This window comes from Streptomyces sp. NPDC028308 (assembly GCF_055565855.1).
This window is the reverse complement of sequence record NZ_JBVHTO010000018.1, coordinates 141,276-160,599: the sequence shown is the minus strand read 5'-3', so window position 1 is coordinate 160,599 and position 19,324 is coordinate 141,276. Positions and strand designations below refer to the sequence as shown.

Annotated in this window: 19 protein-coding genes and 2 riboswitches; of the genes, 4 read left to right on the top strand and 15 right to left on the bottom strand. The window is 71.5% G+C overall.

The genetic code is table 11. The features are described from left to right. Positions 1-24: 24 nt before the first annotated feature. Entirely contained in the window at positions 25-1,152 is a 1,128-nt protein-coding gene (gene mnmA / locus ACZ4VA_RS36095) for a tRNA 2-thiouridine(34) synthase MnmA (RefSeq protein WP_356171650.1), read from the bottom strand. Between the two features lie 60 nt (positions 1,153-1,212). Between mnmA and ACZ4VA_RS36090 the strand changes: the two genes are divergently transcribed. After that, complete coding sequence (locus ACZ4VA_RS36090; protein WP_389390406.1) at positions 1,213-1,893, top strand: N-acetylmuramoyl-L-alanine amidase; 681 nt, start codon at positions 1,213-1,215, stop codon at positions 1,891-1,893. Positions 1,894-1,987: 94 nt separating this feature from the next. Here ACZ4VA_RS36090 and ACZ4VA_RS36085 read toward each other — a convergent pair whose 3' ends face one another. The 3 genes from ACZ4VA_RS36085 to ACZ4VA_RS36075 form a co-directional block, all read right to left on the bottom strand. Next, the gene (locus ACZ4VA_RS36085) at positions 1,988-3,157 is read right to left on the bottom strand and encodes a cysteine desulfurase family protein (RefSeq protein WP_355789737.1); all 1,170 of its coding nucleotides are present in this window, start codon (positions 3,155-3,157) and stop codon (positions 1,988-1,990) included. A 72-nt stretch (positions 3,158-3,229) separates the two neighbouring features. Next, complete coding sequence (locus ACZ4VA_RS36080) at positions 3,230-3,496, bottom strand: DUF4190 domain-containing protein (RefSeq protein WP_355789735.1); 267 nt, start codon at positions 3,494-3,496, stop codon at positions 3,230-3,232. 68 nt (positions 3,497-3,564) lie between these two features. Next, complete coding sequence (locus ACZ4VA_RS36075) at positions 3,565-3,732, bottom strand: hypothetical protein (RefSeq protein ID WP_356171645.1); 168 nt, start codon at positions 3,730-3,732, stop codon at positions 3,565-3,567. Positions 3,733-3,948: 216 nt separating this feature from the next. On the opposite strand from ACZ4VA_RS36075, the gene ACZ4VA_RS36070 reads away from it, so the two are divergent. After that, complete coding sequence (locus ACZ4VA_RS36070; RefSeq protein ID WP_355794884.1) at positions 3,949-4,575, top strand: TetR family transcriptional regulator; 627 nt, start codon at positions 3,949-3,951, stop codon at positions 4,573-4,575. Positions 4,576-4,659: 84 nt separating this feature from the next. Here ACZ4VA_RS36070 and ACZ4VA_RS36065 read toward each other — a convergent pair whose 3' ends face one another. Beyond that, entirely contained in the window at positions 4,660-5,658 is a 999-nt protein-coding gene (locus tag ACZ4VA_RS36065) for a helix-turn-helix transcriptional regulator (protein WP_356171642.1), read from the bottom strand. A gap of 114 nt (positions 5,659-5,772) precedes the next feature. Between ACZ4VA_RS36065 and ACZ4VA_RS36060 the strand changes: the two genes are divergently transcribed. Beyond that, positions 5,773-6,363 (top strand): TIGR03086 family metal-binding protein, encoded by a 591-nt coding sequence (locus ACZ4VA_RS36060; protein ID WP_356171639.1) that lies wholly within the window; start codon positions 5,773-5,775, stop codon positions 6,361-6,363. 61 nt (positions 6,364-6,424) lie between these two features. Here ACZ4VA_RS36060 and ACZ4VA_RS36055 read toward each other — a convergent pair whose 3' ends face one another. The 10 genes from ACZ4VA_RS36055 to ACZ4VA_RS36010 form a co-directional block, all read right to left on the bottom strand. Continuing rightward, the gene (locus tag ACZ4VA_RS36055) at positions 6,425-7,285 is read right to left on the bottom strand and encodes a thioesterase family protein (RefSeq protein ID WP_355794863.1); all 861 of its coding nucleotides are present in this window, start codon (positions 7,283-7,285) and stop codon (positions 6,425-6,427) included. 69 nt (positions 7,286-7,354) lie between these two features. Continuing rightward, positions 7,355-8,017, bottom strand: coding sequence for a trimeric intracellular cation channel family protein (locus tag ACZ4VA_RS36050; RefSeq protein WP_468084093.1), 663 nt, complete (start codon positions 8,015-8,017; stop codon positions 7,355-7,357). A gap of 73 nt (positions 8,018-8,090) precedes the next feature. Next, a complete protein-coding gene (locus tag ACZ4VA_RS36045) occupies positions 8,091-9,698 on the bottom strand; it encodes an ABC transporter ATP-binding protein (protein ID WP_468084091.1) in 1,608 nt (535 codons plus the stop codon). A gap of 23 nt (positions 9,699-9,721) precedes the next feature. After that, positions 9,722-10,819: an ABC transporter ATP-binding protein gene (locus ACZ4VA_RS36040; RefSeq protein ID WP_355793024.1), complete on the bottom strand. Its 1,098-nt coding sequence runs from the start codon at positions 10,817-10,819 to the stop codon at positions 9,722-9,724. Continuing rightward, a complete protein-coding gene (locus tag ACZ4VA_RS36035; protein ID WP_468084089.1) occupies positions 10,816-11,814 on the bottom strand; it encodes an ABC transporter permease in 999 nt (332 codons plus the stop codon). The genes ACZ4VA_RS36040 and ACZ4VA_RS36035 overlap by 4 nt, the downstream gene beginning before the upstream one ends. 117 nt (positions 11,815-11,931) lie before the next feature. Further along, positions 11,932-13,716: an ABC transporter substrate-binding protein gene (locus ACZ4VA_RS36030; RefSeq protein ID WP_355793040.1), complete on the bottom strand. Its 1,785-nt coding sequence runs from the start codon at positions 13,714-13,716 to the stop codon at positions 11,932-11,934. A 68-nt stretch (positions 13,717-13,784) separates the two neighbouring features. Continuing rightward, positions 13,785-14,792 (bottom strand): ABC transporter permease, encoded by a 1,008-nt coding sequence (locus tag ACZ4VA_RS36025; protein WP_356171629.1) that lies wholly within the window; start codon positions 14,790-14,792, stop codon positions 13,785-13,787. A 371-nt stretch (positions 14,793-15,163) separates the two neighbouring features. Continuing rightward, the gene (locus tag ACZ4VA_RS36020; protein WP_355794028.1) at positions 15,164-15,961 is read right to left on the bottom strand and encodes an enhanced serine sensitivity protein SseB C-terminal domain-containing protein; all 798 of its coding nucleotides are present in this window, start codon (positions 15,959-15,961) and stop codon (positions 15,164-15,166) included. 204 nt (positions 15,962-16,165) lie between these two features. Continuing rightward, the gene (locus ACZ4VA_RS36015; protein WP_356243800.1) at positions 16,166-16,939 is read right to left on the bottom strand and encodes an enhanced serine sensitivity protein SseB; all 774 of its coding nucleotides are present in this window, start codon (positions 16,937-16,939) and stop codon (positions 16,166-16,168) included. 66 nt (positions 16,940-17,005) lie between these two features. Then, the gene (locus ACZ4VA_RS36010) at positions 17,006-17,671 is read right to left on the bottom strand and encodes an AAA family ATPase (RefSeq protein WP_355794899.1); all 666 of its coding nucleotides are present in this window, start codon (positions 17,669-17,671) and stop codon (positions 17,006-17,008) included. A gap of 198 nt (positions 17,672-17,869) precedes the next feature. Then, positions 17,870-17,967: riboswitch (glycine riboswitch) on the top strand. Beyond that, positions 17,968-18,080: riboswitch (glycine riboswitch) on the top strand. A gap of 34 nt (positions 18,081-18,114) precedes the next feature. On the opposite strand from ACZ4VA_RS36010, the gene gcvT reads away from it, so the two are divergent. Next, on the top strand, positions 18,115-19,233 hold the full coding sequence (gcvT, locus tag ACZ4VA_RS36005) for a glycine cleavage system aminomethyltransferase GcvT (RefSeq protein ID WP_356171623.1): 1,119 nt from the start codon (positions 18,115-18,117) through the stop codon (positions 19,231-19,233). Positions 19,234-19,324: the final 91 nt, after the last annotated feature.

Sequence of the window (19,324 nt, the reverse complement as noted above, 5' to 3'; positions counted from 1 at the left end):
GATCAGGGGGGGCCGGAGGTGGCCCTAGACGGCGGCCTTCGCGCGCGTGGTCGTCGCGATCGTCGCCGAGCCGACCACGCGTGTGCCGTCGTACAGGACGATCGCCTGGCCGGGCGCGACGCCGCGCACGGGCTCGGTGAACGTGACCTCCAGGGAGCCGTCGACGAGTTCGGCGGCCACCTCGGTCTCGCCGCCGTGGGCGCGCAGCTGGGCGGTGTACGTGCCGGGGCCGGACGGCGCGGCGCCGCACCAGCGGGGCCTGACCGCGGTCAGCGCGGTGACGTCCAGGGCGTCGGCCGGGCCGACCGTGACCGTGTTGTCCACCGGCGAGATGTCCAGCACGTAGCGCGGCTTGCCGTCGGGGGCCGGGGTGCCGATGCGCAGGCCCTTGCGCTGGCCGATGGTGAACCCGTACGCGCCCTCGTGCGTGCCGAGCTTGGCGCCGGACTCGTCGACGATGTCGCCCTCGGCCCGGCCGAGGCGGCCGGCGAGGAAGCCCTGGGTGTCGCCGTCGGCGATGAAGCAGATGTCGTGCGAGTCGGGCTTCTTGGCGACGGCGAGGCCGCGGCGCTCCGCCTCGGCGCGGATCTCGTCCTTCGTCGTGACGGTGTCGCCGAGCGGGAACAGCGCGTGCGCCAGCTGGCGGTCGTCGAGCACCCCGAGGACGTAGGACTGGTCCTTGGCCATGTCGGAGGCACGGTGCAGCTCGCGGGTGCCGTCCTCGCGGACGATCACCTGGGCGTAGTGGCCGGTGCAGACGGCGTCGAAGCCGAGGGCGAGCGCCTTGTCGAGGAGCGCCGCGAACTTGATCTTCTCGTTGCAGCGCAGGCAGGGGTTCGGGGTGCGCCCGGCCTCGTACTCGGCAACGAAGTCCTCCACCACGTCCTCGCGGAAGCGCTCGGCGAGGTCCCACACGTAGAACGGGATGCCGATGACGTCCGCGGCCCGGCGGGCGTCGCGGGAGTCCTCGATGGTGCAACAGCCACGCGCGCCCGTCCGGAAGGACTGGGGGTTCGCCGAGAGGGCGAGGTGCACTCCGGTGACGTCGTGCCCGGCCTCGGCGGCGCGGGCGGCGGCGACGGCGGAGTCGACACCGCCGGACATGGCGGCGAGGACGCGAAGGGGGCGGGTGCGCTGCGGGGTCTCAGTCATAGCCCCTCCAGGGTACGGGGCGCCGGGAACCGGAGCCCCCGCATATCCGTTGGGCATCGCATGGGGGAGACGAAGGGCGCGCCCGGCGGGGGCGGCGCGGACGGAGACCGGCGCCTCGGGCGCCGGGCACTGCTCATCGGCGGCACGGCGGCCGCGGTGGGCAGCGCCGCGCTGGCCCGGGACGAGCTGGCGCACCTGTGGTGGCGGCTGCCCGGGGTCCAGAAGCCGCGTGAGGCGGGCGCGGTCGACTTCGCGGGCGCCCGGTGGGTGGCGGCCTCGCCGGCGAACTGGCGGCGCGCGGACCGGCCCGACGACTACGGCATAGACCGGGTCGTCGTCCATGTCACCCAGGGCAGTTTCCGGGACGCGGTGAAGGTCTTCCAGGATCCGGGGCACGGTGCGGCGGCGCACTACATCGTGCGCCGGGACGGGCACGTCACGCAGATGATCCGCGAGCTGGACGTGGCCTTCCACGCGGGCAACCGCGAGTACAACGAACGCAGTGTCGGCATCGAGCACGAGGGCTTCGTCGACCGCGCCTCGTCCTTCACCGACGCGATGTACGCCGCCTCGGCGCGGCTGGCGGCCGGGATCTGCGCGCGGTACGGGATACCCGTGGACCGGGAGCACCTCATCGGGCACGTCGAGGTCCCCGGCACGGACCACACGGACCCGGGCCCGCACTGGGACTGGGACCGGTACATACGGCTGGTACGGCGCGCGCGTACGACGACGGCCTGACGCGCCGCCGCGCGGAGGCGGGCGCGTGCCCGGGCACCCCTGCCCGCGGGTACGGCGTCCCGGCGTCGCGGCCTTCGCCCGTGGCCGGACGCGGTCAGGTGAGTCCCGCCGTGCGGGCGCGTTCCACCGCCGGGCCGATCGCGCGGGCCAGTGCCTCGACGTCCGCCTCGGTGGAGGTGTGACCGAGGGAGAAGCGCAGGGTGCCGCGGGCCAGTTCGGGGTCGGCGCCGGTGGCCAGGAGGACGTGGCTGGGCTGGGCGACACCCGCCGTGCACGCCGATCCGGTCGAGCACTCGATGCCCTGGGCGTCGAGCAGCAGCAGCAGGGAGTCGCCCTCGCAGCCGGGGAAGGTGAAGTGCGCGTTGGCCGGCAGCCGTCCGGAGGAGGCGGGGTCGCCGCCGAGGAGCGCGTCGGGCACGGCCTTGCGCACGGCGTCCACGAGGTCGTCGCGCAGGGCGCCGATCTCCCGGGCGAACCACTCGCGCTGTTCGGCCGCCAGCCGTCCGGCGACGGCGAACGAGGCGATCGCGGGCACGTCGAGGGTCCCGGAGCGCACGTGCCGCTCCTGGCCGCCGCCGTGCAGGACGGGCACCGGGGTGTACTCGCGGCCCAGGAGCAGCGCGCCGATGCCGTACGGGCCGCCGATCTTGTGGCCCGAGACCGTCATCGCGGCGAGCCCGGAGGCGCCGAAGTCGACGGGCACCTGTCCGAAGGCCTGGACGGCGTCGGCGTGCAGCGGGACGCCGAACTCGGCGGCGACGTCGGCCAGTTCGCGGACCGGCATGAGGGTCCCGATCTCGTTGTTGGCCCACATGACCGTGGCGAGGGCGACGTCGTCGGGGTCGCGGGCGATGGCCTCGCGCAGTGCCTCGGGGTGGACGCGTCCGTACGCGTCGACCGGCAGGTACTCGACGGTGGCGCCCTCGTGCTCCCCGAGCCAGTCGACGGCGTCGAGGACGGCGTGGTGCTCGACGGGGCTCGCGAGGACCCGGGTGCGGGCGGGGTCGGCGTCGCGGCGGGCCCAGTACAGGCCCTTGACGGCGAGGTTGTCGGCCTCGGTGCCGCCGGAGGTGAGGACCACCTCGCTGGGGCGCGCGCCGAGGGCGTCCGCCAGAGTCTCGCGGGATTCCTCGACCGTCCGCCGGGCGCGGCGGCCGGCGGCGTGCAGGGAGGAGGCGTTGCCCGTGATGCCGAGCTGGGCGGTCAGGGCCTCCGCCGCCTCGGGAAGCATCGGGGTGGTCGCGGCGTGGTCGAGGTAAGCCATGGTGGGCCCGATTCTACGGGCCCGCCGTCCGTCGCCTCGGCCCGCGTGGTCCCTCGCTCGTCCCGTCGGTGCTCAGAAGCTCCAGGACACCGTGTTGTCGGCCTGCATGAAGGCCAGCAGGACGACGAGGTCGGCGACGCCGAGGCCCAGTCCGAGGAGGGCACGACCCTTGCGCTCGGTGCCGCGCCAGAGGGCGACGGAGGCCAGGACGATGGCGATCGGGCCCAGGAAGAGGTTCAGGACGAGCAGGCCGAGGAGTCCGAGGACGAAGGAGGCGACGGCCATGCCGTCGGTGTCCCGGATCCCGGTCCGGCGGGTCGGCGATGCGGTGAGTTCCATGATCGGTTCAGCTCCCGGCGGTAGGTGGGCGGAGACGGGGACGCGCGCCGTCAGGGGTGGCGCGGGCGTCAGTGGGCGGTGGTGCGGCGCTTGCCGGAGTGCCGCTCGCGTACCGCGAAGACGACCAGCCACAGGCCGATGACGGCCGCGGCGACGAGGGTGAGGGGCAGCGGCGCGTGGGCCACGGAGCCCATGAAGACGCCCATCAGCAGGAGGGCTGCGACCAGGATCAGCATGACGTTCCTCTCGTGAGGTCCTGGAGCGTCCGGTCCCCTCGCCCGGAAGGTCCGGGTTGCGTCGATGGCCCGCATTCCGTCCCCCTTTCAACACCCCGGATGTTTCGGGGACTTGACGCTCCAGTGAACAGTTGTAGTAACAGTTGTTCACTGACTCATGAGTCTAGCGCGTCCGGCGGCTTTTCAATTCCGGAGAACAGTTGTTAACTGCATGGCATGAGTCACACCCTCGGCATCCGCCAGGCGCAGAAGCAGAAGACCCGCCAGGCCCTCCTGGACGCGGCGCTCGGCCTGCTGGAGGAGCAGAGCCTCAGCAGCCTGGGACTGCGCGAGGTCACCCGGGCGGTCGGCGTCGCCCCGACCGCGTTCTACCGGCACTTCCGCTCCACGGCCGACCTCGGTGTGGCGCTGGTCGAGGAGGCGCTGGGCAGCCTGCACCCGATGATCGGGCACACGGTGTCCGCGGCCGGCGACAGCGACGAACGCATAGCGCGTGCCGTGGATCTGATTGCCCGTCATGTGGAGACGTTCCCGGCGCACGTCCGCTTCATCGCGCGCGAGCGGCACGGCGGTGTGCAGCCGGTGCGCGAGGCCATCAGCGGCCAACTGGCCCGGTTCTCCGAGGAGGTGCGGGCCGAGCTGGCCAAGCACCCGGAGTCCGCGGGCTGGAGCGACGACGACCTCCTCATGCTGGCGGCGCTGTACGTGGACCAGATGCTGATGACGGCCTCGCTCTTCCTGGAGGCGCTCGACGCCTCCGAGGAGGAACGGGACCGGGTCGCACGCGTCGCGAGCCGCCAGATGCGGCTGATCAGCATCGGCCGCCGCCACTGGCTGGGCTGACCGAAGCCCCTTCCCGCGTCCCCGATCCAAATCAGCTGCGGGTCGCCTGCCCGCGCCCGCCCCTCCCCCGCCCTCGGGCCGGGATCAGCCCCGAGCCGCCGGTCCGCCTCCCGCCCGCCCGTCGGGGGTCCCGTACAGCTCCGTGACGGCGGCCGCCGCCGCGGCCAGTTCCGCGCGGACCTCGGGCGGTGACAGCACCTCGATCCGGTCGGCGAAGGCGAGCAGGGAGCGGGCCTCCTGGACGACTCCGTACGACAGCCCGGCCGTCACCCACTCGCTCTCCCCGTCGTCCTCGGGCAGTTCCCTGAGGGCGGCGGCGTTCAGGCGCAGGAACATGTCGAGGCGCGAGCGCAGCACCCGGACCGTGACGTCGATGCCGCCGGGCCGCTCCTCGACCTGGCGGCGCAACACCTCCCAGGCGTCGGCGAGTTCCACGCCCGGCCGGCGCCTGACCGGCTCCGCGAGGAGCGTGGCCGAGCGCACCCGGTCCGCGCGGAAGAGCTGCGGCCTGCCGCGCCGGTCGGCGACGAGGTACCAGACGCCGGCCTTGGACACGAGGCCGTAGGGGTCGACGGTGTACCGGCTCGGCTCGCTCCGCCCGCTGTGCCGGTAGCGCAGCCGCAGCCGGCGGTCGGCGAACACCGCGTCCTGCAGCACCTCCAGGTCGACGGCGGGCTGCGGGCCGCCCTTCCAGCGGGTGGCGTCGACGAGGACGCGGCGGCTGGTGGCCTCGGCCGCCGGTCTGTGCGGGGCGGGCAGCGCGGCCATCACCTTGCGCAGTGCCGAGCCGAGCGCGGCGTCCAGGCCGAGCGCGGCGTGCGCCCCCTGCGCGGCCAGGATGAACAGGGCGCGGGACTCGTCGGCGGTCAGCCCGGTGACGTCCGTACGGAATCCGGCGAGCAGCTCGATGCCGCCGTGCCGTCCGCGCTCCGCGTACACGGGGACACCCGAGGCCGACAGTGCCTCGACGTCCCGGTAGACGGTGCGCACCGACACCTCCAGGCGGCGGGCGAGTTCGTGCGCGGGCACCCGGCCGCGGGTCTGCAGCAGCAGGAGGATCGAGAGCAGGCGGCCGGACTTCACGGACCCAGCATTCCGCGTCCGCCGGACGCTCGGCAAATGCTGACGGAAACTGTCAGGTTATGCCGGGAGCCTGTGGGCACACCGACTCGCGGTGCACGAAAGAAGAGGTCCGAGATGAACGCCATGCCCGATCCCCGCCCCCTGTACCGGAGCGCCGCCGGACAGCTCGCGACCCTGATCGGGACCGTCCGTCCCGAGCGGCTGGACGGGCCGACCCCGTGCGCCGAGTACGACGTGCGCAGGCTGCTGTCGCACATCGTGGGCGGAACCCGCCGGATCGCGCTGATCGGCGCGGGCGGCGACGGACTCGCCGTGGCCCCGTACGCCGAGGGCGTTCCCGACGACGGCTGGGCGGCCGCGTACGACGAGGCGCGGGAGCGGGTGCGGCGGGACTGGGCGGACGACGCCCGGCTCGACGCCCTGGTCCGGGTGCCGTGGGGCGAGGTGCCGGGCCGCGCCGCCCTGGCCGGATACGTCATGGAGGCGGTCACCCACACCTGGGACCTCGCGGAGGCCCTCGGGTCGCCGCTCGAACTCGACCCGGAACCGGCCCGGTTCGCGCTCGCCGTGGCCCGGCGGGTGCTGCCCGAGGCGCGGCGCGAGGAGGGCGGTCACTTCGCCTCCGCGGTGCCGGCCCCCGAAGGAGCCGACGTGTACGGGCAGTTGGCGTCCTGGCTGGGGCGCCGCCCGCTGGTCACCGCGTGAGCGCGGACGAAGACACGGAGCGGGGTGCCCGCCGGCGAACGGCGGGCCCCCGCGCCGGGGTTCAGCCGAGCCGGACGCGCGCGAGCTGACGGGACTGCGCGACCAGCCGGTCCGCGCTGTCCCACACCTCGGCGTCCTCCTCCAGGAAGCCTCCGGCGAGGTTCCGGGTGGTGATGGAGACCCTCAGCGGTCCCGGGGCCGGGCGGCTGCGCACGTGCACGGTCAGCTCGACCGTCGGCACCCAGCCGGACAGGCCCAGCTCGAAGGCGGTCGGCGGCAGCGCGTCGACCGCGAGGAGCAGCGAGAGCGGGTCGTGGTCGCGGCCGTCGGCGAGACCGAACCAGGACCGCATCTCGCCCTTGCCGGACGGCGAGCCGAGGGCCCAGCCGAGCGTGGCCGGGTCGAGCTTGAGCATCAGCCGGTCGGTGATGGCGGAGCTGCCGGGCACGGGCGCCGGTCCGTCCTGCGGCCCGAAGCACTGCTCCATGGGCGGGATGGCGGGCGGCCTGGCCGTCGTGCGGACGTCGTCGGGCAGGGCGCCGAGATCCCCGTACGACGCGAGCACGCGGATCCGCTCGACCTCGCGCCCCTCCTCGTCGTACTGGAAGAGCGAGGCCTGGCCGGTCGACAGGGTGCGGCCGGTGCGGACGACCTCCGTGCGGACGACCGCGGGGCCCGGCTGGGACGCGGTCAGGTAGTGCGCGGAGATCGTGAACGGGTCGGAGTGCGGCAGGGCGTCGCCGAGCGCGCGGCCCAGGACGGCCAGCAGATACCCGCCGTTGACGGCGCTGATGATCGTCCACCCGGCGGACAGGTCGATGTCGTAGACGCCGGGTTCGCGCAGGGTGACCGCGGTGTCCCGGTCGAACTCGCTGTCGCCGACCGTGGCCCGCGTGGCCTGTACGGAAGCTGCTTCAGACATGCCTGAACGGTACAACAGGAGATTACTAAGCAGTAGCTTTTCTCCGTTGCGATCCCGTGAATCCCGCGCTCACTCGTCCGTCTCCTGCACGGTCGAGCGCCGGTTCCAGGCCCGCGGCGCGCGCCAGTGGAACCGCATCGCGAGCAGCCGCAGCACGAAGGCGGTCACGACGGCCAGTCCGCTGGTGAACGGCGAGAGCACGTCGTAGCGGATGCACAGGGCCACCATCGTGGCGCCGACGATGGCGGGCACCGCGTAGAGGTCGCGGTCCCAGCGCAGCAGCGAGGGCACCTCGTTGGCCAGCACGTCGCGCAGCACGCCGCCGCCCACCGCCGTGGCCAGGCCCAGCGCCGCGGACGGGGTGAGCCCGAGGCCGTAGGTGTACGCCTTCGTCGTACCGGCGACGCAGAAGAGGCCGAGGCCGGCCGCGTCGAAGACGTTCACCGCGACCTGGATGCGCTCCACCTGCGGGTGGAGGAAGAAGACGAGCAGCGCGGCCAGCAGCGGGGTGATGAAGTACCCCAGGTCCGTGAAGGCGGCCGGCGGCACGGCGCCGATGATCAGGTCCCGGAACAGCCCGCCGCCCAGCGCGGTGACCTCGGCGAGGACGGCGATGCCGAAGACGTCGAAGTTCTTGCGGACGGCCAGCAGCGCACCCGAGATGGCGAAGACGAAGATGCCGACCAGGTCGAGCGTGTGCTGGACGGAGGGGCTGAACAGTTGCTGAAGCACCCGACATTCTTACCCGCCACGACAGGGAGGGGAGAGCGCGCCCGCGCTCTCCCCTCCCTGTTCACGTGCGGGCCTACTCCTTGACGGGAGTGTCCCCGGCGTCGTCCGCCTTCGCGGTCGCGGGCTTCCCCGCGTCCGGCTCCACGACCGCGGGCTTCGCGGCCTCGGGCTCGGCGGCCTCGGACTCCGTCACCGCGGGCTTCGCGGCGTCGGGCTCCGCAGCCACGGGCTCGGCGGTCGCGGGCCGCGCGGTCACCGGCTCGGCGATGTCGGAGTCCGCTGCCGCGGGCTTCGCGGCCTCGGGCTCGGCGGCCTCGGACTCCGTCACCGCGGGCTCCACGGCCTTGGACTCCGTCACCGCGGGCTCCGCGGCCTCGGACTCCGTCGCCACGGGCTCGGCGGCCACGGGCTCCGCGGTCTCCGGGGCAGCGGCGGCCTTCGGCTCGGCGGCGGGCTCCGCCGTCACGGCGGGCTCCTCGGCGGCGGGCGTCACGGCCGGCTCCTCGGTGGCCGCCGGCGCCGCGTCGGCCTCCTTGAGGGACTCCTGCACCGCCACGGCGGAGGTCTGCGCCAGCACCGCGTCCGGCACCAGCTCGACCGCCTCCCGCGCCGCCGACAGCAGCACGGTGTCCTGCGGCGCCTGGTCCGCGGCGTTCTCCGGGTGGTGGCAGGCGACCTGCTGGCCGGGCTTCAGCTCCAGGAGCGGCGGCTCGGTCGTCTTGCAGATCTCCGTCGCCTTCCAGCACCGCGTGTGGAAGCGGCAGCCGCTCGGCGGGGAGATCGGCGAGGGCACGTCGCCCTTGAGCAGGATGCGCTCGCTCTTGGCGTTGCGCCGGGCCGGGTCCGGGATCGGCACGGCCGACATGAGCGCCTTGGTGTACGGGTGCATCGGCGCCTTGTAGAGCGCGTCGCGGTCCGCCAGCTCGACGATCTTGCCGAGGTACATCACCGCGATGCGGTCCGAGACGTGCCGCACCACCGAGAGGTCGTGCGCGATGATCACGTACGTCAGGCCGAGCTCCTGCTGGAGGTCGTCCAGCAGGTTGACGACCTGCGCCTGGATCGACACGTCGAGCGCCGAGACCGGCTCGTCCGCGACGACCAGCTTCGGGTTGAGCGCGAGCGCGCGGGCGATGCCGATGCGCTGGCGCTGGCCGCCGGAGAACTCGTGCGGATAGCGGTTGTAGTGCTCGGGGTTGAGACCCACGACCGACAGCAGCCGCTGGACTTCCTTCTTGATGCCGCCCTCGGGCGTGACGCCCTGGAGCTTGAAGGGAGCGCCGACGATCGTGCCGATGGTGTGGCGCGGGTTCAGCGACGAGTACGGGTCCTGGAAGATCATCTGGACGTCACGGCGCATCGGCCGCATGCCGCCCACACCGAGGTGCGTAATGTCCTTGCCCTGGAACTCGACCTTGCCCTCGGTCGGTTCGAGCAGCCGCGTGATCAGCCGGCCCATCGTCGACTTGCCGCAGCCCGACTCGCCCACGACGCCCAGGGTCTCGCCCGAGCGCACCTCGAAGTCGATGCCGTCGACGGCCCGCACCGCGCCGACCTGACGCTGCAGGAGGCCCTTCCGGATGGGGAAGTGCTTCTTGAGGCCGGTCACCTTGAGCAGGGTCTCACCGGGGGCGGCACCCGGGGCGAGGGTCGCGCCGCCGCTCTGTGCAGGGATGCTCACTGCTTTGTCCTCTGCGTTCTCACTCACAGCTTGGGCGCAATCTCTTCGGTCCAGATCCGCTCCCGCTGCTCCTGCGTCATGTGGCAGGCGGCCCAGTGCTTGCTGCCCACTTCGGACAGCTCGGGGCGGACCGTGCGGGTGACGTTGTCCTTGGGGACGTCCGCGTACGGGCAGCGCGGGTTGAAGGCGCAGCCGGACGGGATGTTGATGAGCGAGGGCGGGGAGCCCTTGACCGGGATGAGGCGCTCCGTCTGTTCGCGGTCCAGCCGCGGCATCGAGCCGAGCAGACCCCAGGTGTAGGGGTGCCGGGGCTCGTAGAACACCTTCTCCGCGGGACCGCGCTCGACGCAGCGGCCGCCGTACATCACCAGGAGGTCGTCGGACAGCTCGGCGACGACGCCCAGGTCGTGGGTGATCACGATGACCGCGGAGCCGAACTCCTTCTGCAGGTCCCGGATGAGGTCGAGGATCTGCGCCTGGACGGTGACGTCGAGGGCGGTCGTCGGCTCGTCCGCGATGAGCAGCTCGGGGTTGTTGACCAGCGACATCGCGATCATCGCGCGCTGGCGCATACCGCCGGAGAACTCGTGCGGGTAGCTGTCGACGCGCTTGTCCGGCTGCGGGATGCCGACGCGGTCGAGCATCTCGACGGCGCGGCGCTTCGCGGTCTTCTTGTCGACGTCGTGGTGGATCCGGTACGCCTCCACGATCTGCTGCCCGATCGTGTAGTACGGGTGCAGCGCCGACAGCGGGTCCTGGAAGATCATCGCCATCTCGCGGCCACGCAGCTTGCGCACGTAGTCGGGGTCGGCGGACAGCAGTTCCGTGCCGTTCAGCCAGATCTCACCGGAGATCTGGGCCTTGCGCTTGCCGTACTGGCCGGCGGTGTGCAGGCCCATGATGCCGAGCGAGGTCACCGACTTGCCGGAGCCCGACTCGCCCACGATGCCGAGGGTCTTGCCCTTCTCCAGCGTGAAGCTGAGCCCGTCGACGGACTTGACGAGACCGTCGTCGGTCGGGAAGTGGACCTTCAGGTCGCGCACTTCGAGGAAGGCGGACGGTGCGGGAGAGCCCGTGACAGGCTCGCCGACCGCGGCTCCGCTCTTGCTGAGGTCGGTCATGCGAGCCTCACTCGGGGGTCGATCACGGCGTACAGGATGTCCACGACGAGGTTGGCGACGATCACCGCGAGGGAGGTGATCAGCGTGACCCCGAGGATGACGGGCAGGTCCTTGTCGCTGATCGCCTTCAGCACCGCCTGGCCGAGGCCGGGGAGGCTGAACGTGGTCTCGGTCAGGATCGCGCCGCCGATGAGGGCGCCGAGGTCCATGCCGAGCATGGTCAGGATGGGCGTCATCGTGGAGCGCATGGCGTGCTTGCCGATGACGACCGGCTCGCGCAGGCCCTTGGCACGGGCGGTGCGGATGTAGTCCTCACCCATGACCTCCAGCATGGTGGCCCGGGTGATCCGCGCGTACATCGCCGCGTAGAGGAAGGCGAGCGTGATCCACGGGAGGATCATGCCGCCGATCCAGCCGCCGAAGCCGTCCTCCAGCGGGACGTACTGGGCGTCGAGCCAGCCGAGCCCGTAGCTGAAGATCGCGAGCGACAGCAGACCGGTGAAGTAGATGGGGAGCGAGACGCCGGCGAGGGCGACGACCATCGCACCGCGGTCCCAGAGGGAACCGCGCTTGAGCGCGGAGAGCACACCCGCCGCGACACCGAAGATCAGCCACAGGACAGCGGCACCGAGCGCGAGGGCCAGGGTCACTGGGAAGCGGTCGGTGATCTGCGGCCAGATGGCCTGCTCGCTGCGGAAGGAGTAACCGAAGCACGGCGCGGCGCAGTTCGTGACGTCGCCGCCGGACGCGTACGTGCGCCCCGCGAAGATGCCCTTGAAGAACTCCCACACCTGGACGAAGATCGGGTCGCCCAGACCGAGCTTCTCCCGCACGCCCTCGATGGCTGCGGGGTCTGCCTGCTTGCCCACGAACATCGTGGCCGGGTCGACCCCCGCCCACTTGGGGACGAGGAAGAAGATGCCGAAGACCACCAGAATGATGACCACCAGCATCACTGCGGCGGCGAAGAGCCGCCTGATGAGGTAAGCGAGCACTGCTCTCGGCCCGACGGCGGGGCCGTGGGCCACCGGAGGTCTTCCGGTGGCCCACGGCTCACACCGCTCCGGCCTTCACCTGCCTTTCGTGCCTTATGGCGGGTGCGCCGGTCGGGATTACTTCACGCCGAGGTTGACGAAGTCGAACTGACCGCTGTAGTTGTCCGTCGTGTAGACGTTGGTCAGCCGGTTCGAGCGCCAGTTGATGAACTTCTCGAAGACGAAGGGCAGGTAGTAACCGCCCTCCATCACCTTGTGGTTGATCTCCTTGGCCAGCTCGACCTTCTTGGCCTCGTCCAGCTCGTTCACGTAGTCGTCGAACAGACCGTTGATGGTCTTGTCGTCGATCATCGCGAAGTTGTTGTTACCGCTCTCCAGGATGTACTTGCCGGACCACAGCGGCAGACCGAAGCCCTGGACGGTCGGGAAGTCCGGACCCCAGCCCATGATGATGATGCCGTAGCCCTTCTTCTTCACGTTCGAAGGGCTGCCGATGATGCCGGTGGTCTGGGCGCCGTCGAACTGCTCGATGTCGACGGTGATGCCGATCTTCTTCAGCGACGCCTGGAGGGACTCGGCGGTCGCGACCTCGACGGGCTTGTTGTTGCGGACCGCGATCGTGGTCTTGAAGCCGTTCGGCTTGCCGCAGGCCTTGAGCTCTTCCTTGGCCTTGGTGATGTCCGCGGCGCCGTCGTTCTTCGCGGCGTTGTACGGGTCGTACTTCTGGCCCTCGGAGCCCGGGACGGACGGCGGGAGCATGTTGGTGCCGATGTCACCGCCGGCGACCGGGCCACCGCGCGCGGTCTGGAGCGACTTGTGGTCGGCGCCGTAGATCACGGCCTTGCGGCAGTGCTCGTTGTCGAACGGCTTGACCGTCTGCGGGAAGACCGCGTAACGGATGTAGCCGGAGACCGGGTTGTCCAGGTTGCCCTTGTGCTGCTTCAGGGCGGTGGTGCGGCCCTGCGGCGACAGACCGGTCTGCGCGAGGTCCAGGTCGTAGTCGCCGGCGATCAGGCGCTGGTCCAGGTCGTTGGCGTTGGTGAAGAACTTGATCGAGATCTTGTTCGGCAGCGCCTTGCGGATCGGGTCCGAGGACTGCTTCCACTCGGTGTTGCGAACCAGCGTCAGGCTCTTGTTCGGGGTGTAGCTCTCGAACTTGTACGGGCCCGAGGAGAACGGGTGCAGGCCGTACTTGGACTTGGTGTCCTTGTCCTGGCGGACCGGCGCGGACGAGGCGAGGGCGAGGATGTCCTCGAAGTCCGAGTTCGCCTTCGGGAGCTTGAAGACGATCGTCTTGTCGTCCGGCGTCTCGATGGCCTTCAGGCCGAGCTTGTCCTTGGACTTGTCCTTGTAGGGGCCCTTGTACTCGCCCTTCGGGTCCAGGAGGTCCTTCAGGTAGACCGGACCGCCGGACAGCACGTCCTGCGCCCACTGGCGCTCGATGCCGTACTTGACGTCCTTGGAGGTGATGGGCTTGCCATCCTCCCAGGTGACGCCGTCACGCAGGGTGTACGTGTAGGTCTTGCCGTCGTCCGAGACCTTGCCGAGACCCTCGGCGAGGTCGGGGGTGAGCTCGGCCCCGGCCTTGCCCGGCGCGGCCTTGCCCGTGACGAGCGTACGGCTGTAGTAGCGCATGAAGTTCCACGCGAAGCCGTAGTAACCGCGGGTGGTGTCCCACGAGTCGGCGTCCTGGGCGCCGGCGAACTTGAGCTCGCCGCCCTTCTTCGACGAGGCGTTGGCGACCTTGTTGTTACCGGCGTTGAAGCCGGCAGCGCCGCCGTTCTTGCCGCCGCCGTTGTTGTCGTCGCCGCCGCCGCACGCAGCCGTGCTCAGCAGTGCTGCGACCACGGCAGCTGCGGCCACGGCCTGCTTGCGCCGCCCTGTGGTGCGTTGGGTAGTCACGATCTCGGATCCTCCGAAATGATGTAGGCGGCCTGCGAATGATTCACAGGCCCCGGGGGTACGGCAGTTCAGCGGGAAGCCTTCGGGTCGAGCGCGTCACGCACGCCGTCGCCGAAGAGATTGAAGGCGAGCACGGTGATGAAGATCGCCACACCGGGGATCACCATGTACATGGGATCCGAGTCGTAGTAGTCGATCGCCGAGGAGAGCATCTGTCCCCAGGAGGCCGTCGGCGGCTTGACGCCGACACCCAGGAAGCTGAGCGCCGCCTCGGTGAGGATGTTGGTGGGGATCATCATCGTCGTGTACACGATGATGGGCGCGATGAGGTTGGGCAGCAGTTCCTTGAACAGGATGTAGAACCGCCCGGCGCCCAGGCTCCGTGCCGCCTCCACGTACTCGCGCTCGCGCAGCGAGAGCGTCTGGCCGCGCACCACGCGGCCGACGTAGGGCCAGCCGAAGAAGCCGATCACCAGGATCATGACGAACAGGCGCACGCCGGTGCCCGTGAGGCCCAGCATCTCGTTCGGCATGACGGAGACCAGGGCGATGATGAACAGCAGCTGCGGGAAGGCCAGCAGACCGTCCATCACACGGCTGATGGCCGCGTCCACCCAGCCGCCGAAGAAGCCCGCGAGGATGCCGAGGACGGTCCCGAGGACCACGGCGACCAGCGCGGACAGGAAGCCCACGAGGAGCGAGATGCGGGCTCCGTAGATGATGCGGGCGAAGATGTCGCGGCCGCTCACCGGCTCGACGCCGAGCAGGTGGTCGCCGCTGATGCCGCCGAGGGAACCCGTCGGCGTGGAGAACAGCGGGTCGATCAGGTTCTCGTGGTGCGACTCGGGATCCTGGCCGACCAGGTTGGCGATCACCGGGGCGAGGATCGCGATCACGATCAGCACGAGCACGACGACACCGCCCGTGAGGGCCAGCTTGTCCCGCTTGAGGCGCTCCCAGGCGATCCGGCCGAGAGAGCGTCCTTGAACCGCCTTCGGATCGGCGCTGACAACCGCCGCTTCCTCGGCCGCGCTCGGGGCCGCTTCAGCGGTCGGCTCGTGCAATGGTGCCGTCATCGTGGCAGGGACCCCTCTCAACCGGCGGTAGCCGGCCCACACGTGCCGCTGGTAGCGGCATGATCAGTCCGTCGTACAAAGGGGCGAACACCCCTGGACCGGGAGTCTTCAACGCCTCGGCGATCTGTTGCCAGACTTGGCGGTGAATGGATGCCTAAACGTGATGCGGGCTGGGGGGTTCCGTTATCCGGACGGCGGGTAACGGGGGTCGGACAGGGGGCAATTGGGCCGCAAGGTCCCACGGGGGACGCTTTCCTTTCACCTCGTCCGCAACACGGACATCCCGTACTTCCGCCTTCGAGCGCGCTGGTCAGCGCCGGGTTCCGCGTCCGCAGGACGCGGCGCAGCCCGGTTTTCCGACGGATGGGAGATCAGTACGGCCGTGGCTGTGGGTAGCCGTAGCCGCCGGCCGCGGGGGCCTGCGCGGGTGCCGCGTGCGCCTCACGGTCGTAGAAGGGCCGCGCGTTGGCGCGCAGCCACATGGCCACCGGGTCGTAGGCGTCGGACATCGCGACGGTGGACACGGGCAGCCCGTCCGGGACCGCGCCGACGGACTGCTGCATCATCGCCCGCACCGAGTCGACGGCGGCCGGTGACGTGTCGTAGACGTCGAGACCGATGGCCAGGTACGGCGCCCCGAGCGCGGGCTGCACCCAGGCGCGGCGCAGCGAGCGCACGGCGGACGTGCGGTGCGCGTTCTGCGTGAGGAGGGCGTAGAACTGCGGGATCTCGATGGCCGGTTCGGACAGCCGCAGGGGTCCCGCGGGCTGGCGTTCGAGGCCGGTGGCGATCCGGCGCAGATCCAGCCAGGGGATGCCGACGCCCCCGCCGGGGGCGTGCGGGTTGAGCCAGAGCCCGAAGTGGTCGGGGTAGAGGGTGCGGGCGACGTCGAGACCGTCCACGACCTCGTACGACCTGTTCCAGCCGCTGGCGGACAGCTCCTGGGCCGAGGTCACGCAGGGGGCGTAGCCGTAGCCGCCCACCTCCATGTTCCCGTACTGGGCGTCCGGCGAGCCGGCCTGGCCGTGCCAGAGCAGCATCCAGATCTGGCCGTTCGAAGGGGTCGCGAGCGCACGCAGGAGCGCCTCGTAGGCGTCGTAACGCCCGGGCGTCACCTGGCGCAGCATGTGCTCGACCTGCCCGGCCGCGGCCGTGCCCGACGCGCTCACCTTCAACCGCCCCTTCGCGAACAGATCATCATGAACTCACCCATTGCCCCCGGGGCGCTCGCGCGGCCTCCCCGTCCGGGAGCACGTCAACACCTCGACCGAGCCATGAAACCAGCTTAAGCGGCGTTCCTGACAGGAACTTGACGCTCGGCTTCGCCGGTTCGCGTGGCGTCGGGCGCCCGTCCGGGGGCCGGGCCCGCCCGGTCAGTACTCCCGCTGGTAGAAGGGCCGCACCTGGGCGCGCATCCAGTCGCCCACCGGATCCTGGGTGACGTCGAGGAGGACCAGGTTCACCGGCCGGTCCACCGGGACCCGGCCGAGCGCCCGGCCGAGGGCGTCCAGCGGGTAGGTGCGCGCGGGGCCCTCCCAGTCGGACAGCTCGACGCCCACGAACATCACCGGGTCGCCGCCCTCGATGCTGGCCAGGCAGCGGCGGGCGGTCAGCACGACGCCGGTCGCCGCGAACTCGGCGGAGGCGGCGGACAGGAAGTCGACCGGGTCGTCCTGCCAGTCGGGCTCGAACAGCCGGACCCGGCCGCCGCTCGCGGGACCGTCCAGCGGGGTCCGTCCGGTGCGGCACAGTTCGGCGACGGCGGGCGGCGGCAGCGGCACGCCGACCACACCGTCGGGGTTGACGGCGAGGCCGACCTGCGGGGGCAGGCCGCGCGCGAACTCCACGGCGGGCGCGATCGTGTACGGCATGTGCCCGCCGGCGACCTGGCGGAACTGCTCCTCCGAGCTGAAGACCGGGACGTACGCCTGTCCCGCGATCTCCATCGTGGGGAGGTCGAGCGGGCCGCTGTGCGGGCCGCCGCCGTTCGGCAGCGGGATCCACAGGAAGCTGCGGCCGAGCACCTCGACGATCCGGGCGCCCGCCGAGGGGACTCCGAGGGATGCGGAGAGCACCTCCTCCAGTTCGTTGCCTGGCCATCCGCCGTGCGGATGGGGGTGCGGGTGCGCCTGTGCCGGGAAGTCCATCTGTCTACCGCCTGCTGTGAACCGCTGTTCCGGCTGGAAACCCTAGCCGGTGGGCGCGTACGGGGGTCAGTCGCCGAAGTCGATGCGGCGCAGCACGTCCGCCGCGGCCCGGTCGATCAGGACCGCCGAGCCGCAGCCCTCGGGCAGGTCGCCCTTCTCGGCGGCGCGCAGCAGCCGGCCGGCGGCGCGGCGGTGGCGCAGGAAGGCGTAGCGCGAGACCCCCCGGCCCCGCTCGCGCTGGCCGTCCAGGGCGGTGTCCGGCGGGACGTCGAGGAGCAGCAGGTGCAGGGTGCCGCCGCGGCGCCGGGCCTCGCGGGCGAGCCAGCGGCGCACCCAGGCCTGGGTGCCGCAGTCGTGCACGACGACGCCGGCTCCCGAGCGCAGCGCGCGGCGCAGTCCGGCGTAGTGCGCGACGCGGACGACGGGGCGGTAGAGCGCGTACGGCAGGAAGCGGGAGAGGCGGGTGTCCCAGCGGTCGCGGGTGTCCTGGGAGTCGACGCGGGCGCCGCTCACGGCCCGGCGCATCAGCGTCGACTTGCCGCTGCCGGGCAGTCCGGTCACCACGACCAGGTCGGCCGGGCCGAAGGACAGCCCGTGCGGGCTGCGTCCCGCGCGCTCGCGCAGGTCGCGGACGACGGTCCCGGACCGCCCGCGCGCCTTCCGGGCCTGGGCCGCGGGCTGTTCCGGCAGTGCGAGGCCCGAACTCGTCGCGTACGCCGTGGTCCTGTTCACCCTGGTCGTCCTCCCCCTCGGATCCCGAGTCCCATCCCCGTCGAGTGTAAAGAGAAGGTAATGCGGGGCGCCTCCCGTTTCCGTCCCCGTCCTGCCACAGACCCGTCACAGGTCCTCGGCCGGCCGCCGGACGGGCCGCCCCTGCCGGGTTTCACGGATGCGTGCAATGATGTGCCCGCCAACTGCATACCGGCCGCTTGAATCCGCGCGGGAGAGTCCCGGGGCACATCCGCCCGGGCGCCGAAGGAGCAAGTCCCTCCCTTGAATCTCTCAGGCCCCGATACCGCGCGGGCGAGGCACATCTGAAAAGCGGGCCGCTGACCAGTGGCTCCACCCAAGGTGCAAGTCAGGACCACCGGTTCGCCGGGTCGTGATGAACCTCTCAGGTTCCGATGACAGATGGGGAGGAACGACCTCGCCGTCATGCCTTGGGAGCCCCACCGATGAGCAGTAACGCCCCCCGTCACACCGCGCTCGATGCCCTGCATCGCTCTCTCGGCGCGACGATGACCGACTTCGCCGGCTGGGACATGCCCCTGCGCTACGGCTCCGAGCGCGACGAGCACCTCGCGGTCCGCACGAAGGCCGGTCTCTTCGACCTCTCCCACATGGGCGAGATCACGGTCACCGGCCCCGAGGCCGCCGCCTTCCTGAACTTCGCCCTCGTCGGCAACATCGCCTCGGTCGGTGTCGGCCGCGCCCGCTACACCATGATCGTCCGGGCGGACGGCGGCATCCTCGACGACCTGATCGTGTACCGGCTCCAGGAGCAGGAGTACATGGTCGTCGCGAACGCCTCCAACGCCCAGGTGGTGCTGGACGCGCTGACCGAGCGGGTGGCCGGTTTCGACGCCGCGGTGCGCGACGACCGTGACGCGTACGCGCTGATCGCGGTGCAGGGCCCGGAGTCGCCCGGGATCCTCAAGTCGCTCACCGACGCCGACCTCGACGGCCTGAAGTACTACGCGGGTCTGCCGGGCACCGTCGCGGGCGTCCCGGCGCTGATCGCGCGGACCGGCTACACCGGCGAGGACGGCTTCGAGCTGTTCGTGGCGCCGGCCGACGCCGAGAAGCTGTGGCAGGCGCTGACCGAGGCGGGAGCCCCGGCCGGGCTCGTCCCCTGCGGCCTGTCCTGCCGCGACACGCTGCGCCTGGAGGCGGGCATGCCGCTGTACGGGCACGAGCTGACGACGTCGCTCACCCCCTTCGACGCCGGCCTCGGGCGGGTCGTGAAGTTCGAGAAGGAGGGCGACTTCGTGGGCCGCGAGGCCCTCTCCGAGGCGGCCTCCCGTGCCGCGGACAACCCGCCGCGCGTGCTCGTCGGGCTCGTCGCCGAGGGCCGCCGCGTGCCCCGCGCCGGGTACCCCGTCGTCGCCGGCGGCGAGGTGATCGGCGAGGTCACCTCCGGTGCCCCCTCCCCCACGCTCGGCAAGCCGATCGCGATGGCGTACGTCGACGCCGCGCACGCCGCCCCCGGCACCGCCGGTGTGGGGGTCGACATCCGGGGCAGCCACGAACCGTACGAGGTCGTGGCGCTGCCGTTCTACAAGCGCCAGAAGTGACACTGGTCCCCAGGCGATCCCGGTGACCCCGGCCCCGGCGCCCCTCGCGGCGCCGGGCACCCCCGGGCACGTCCGCCCAGCTCATCCACGT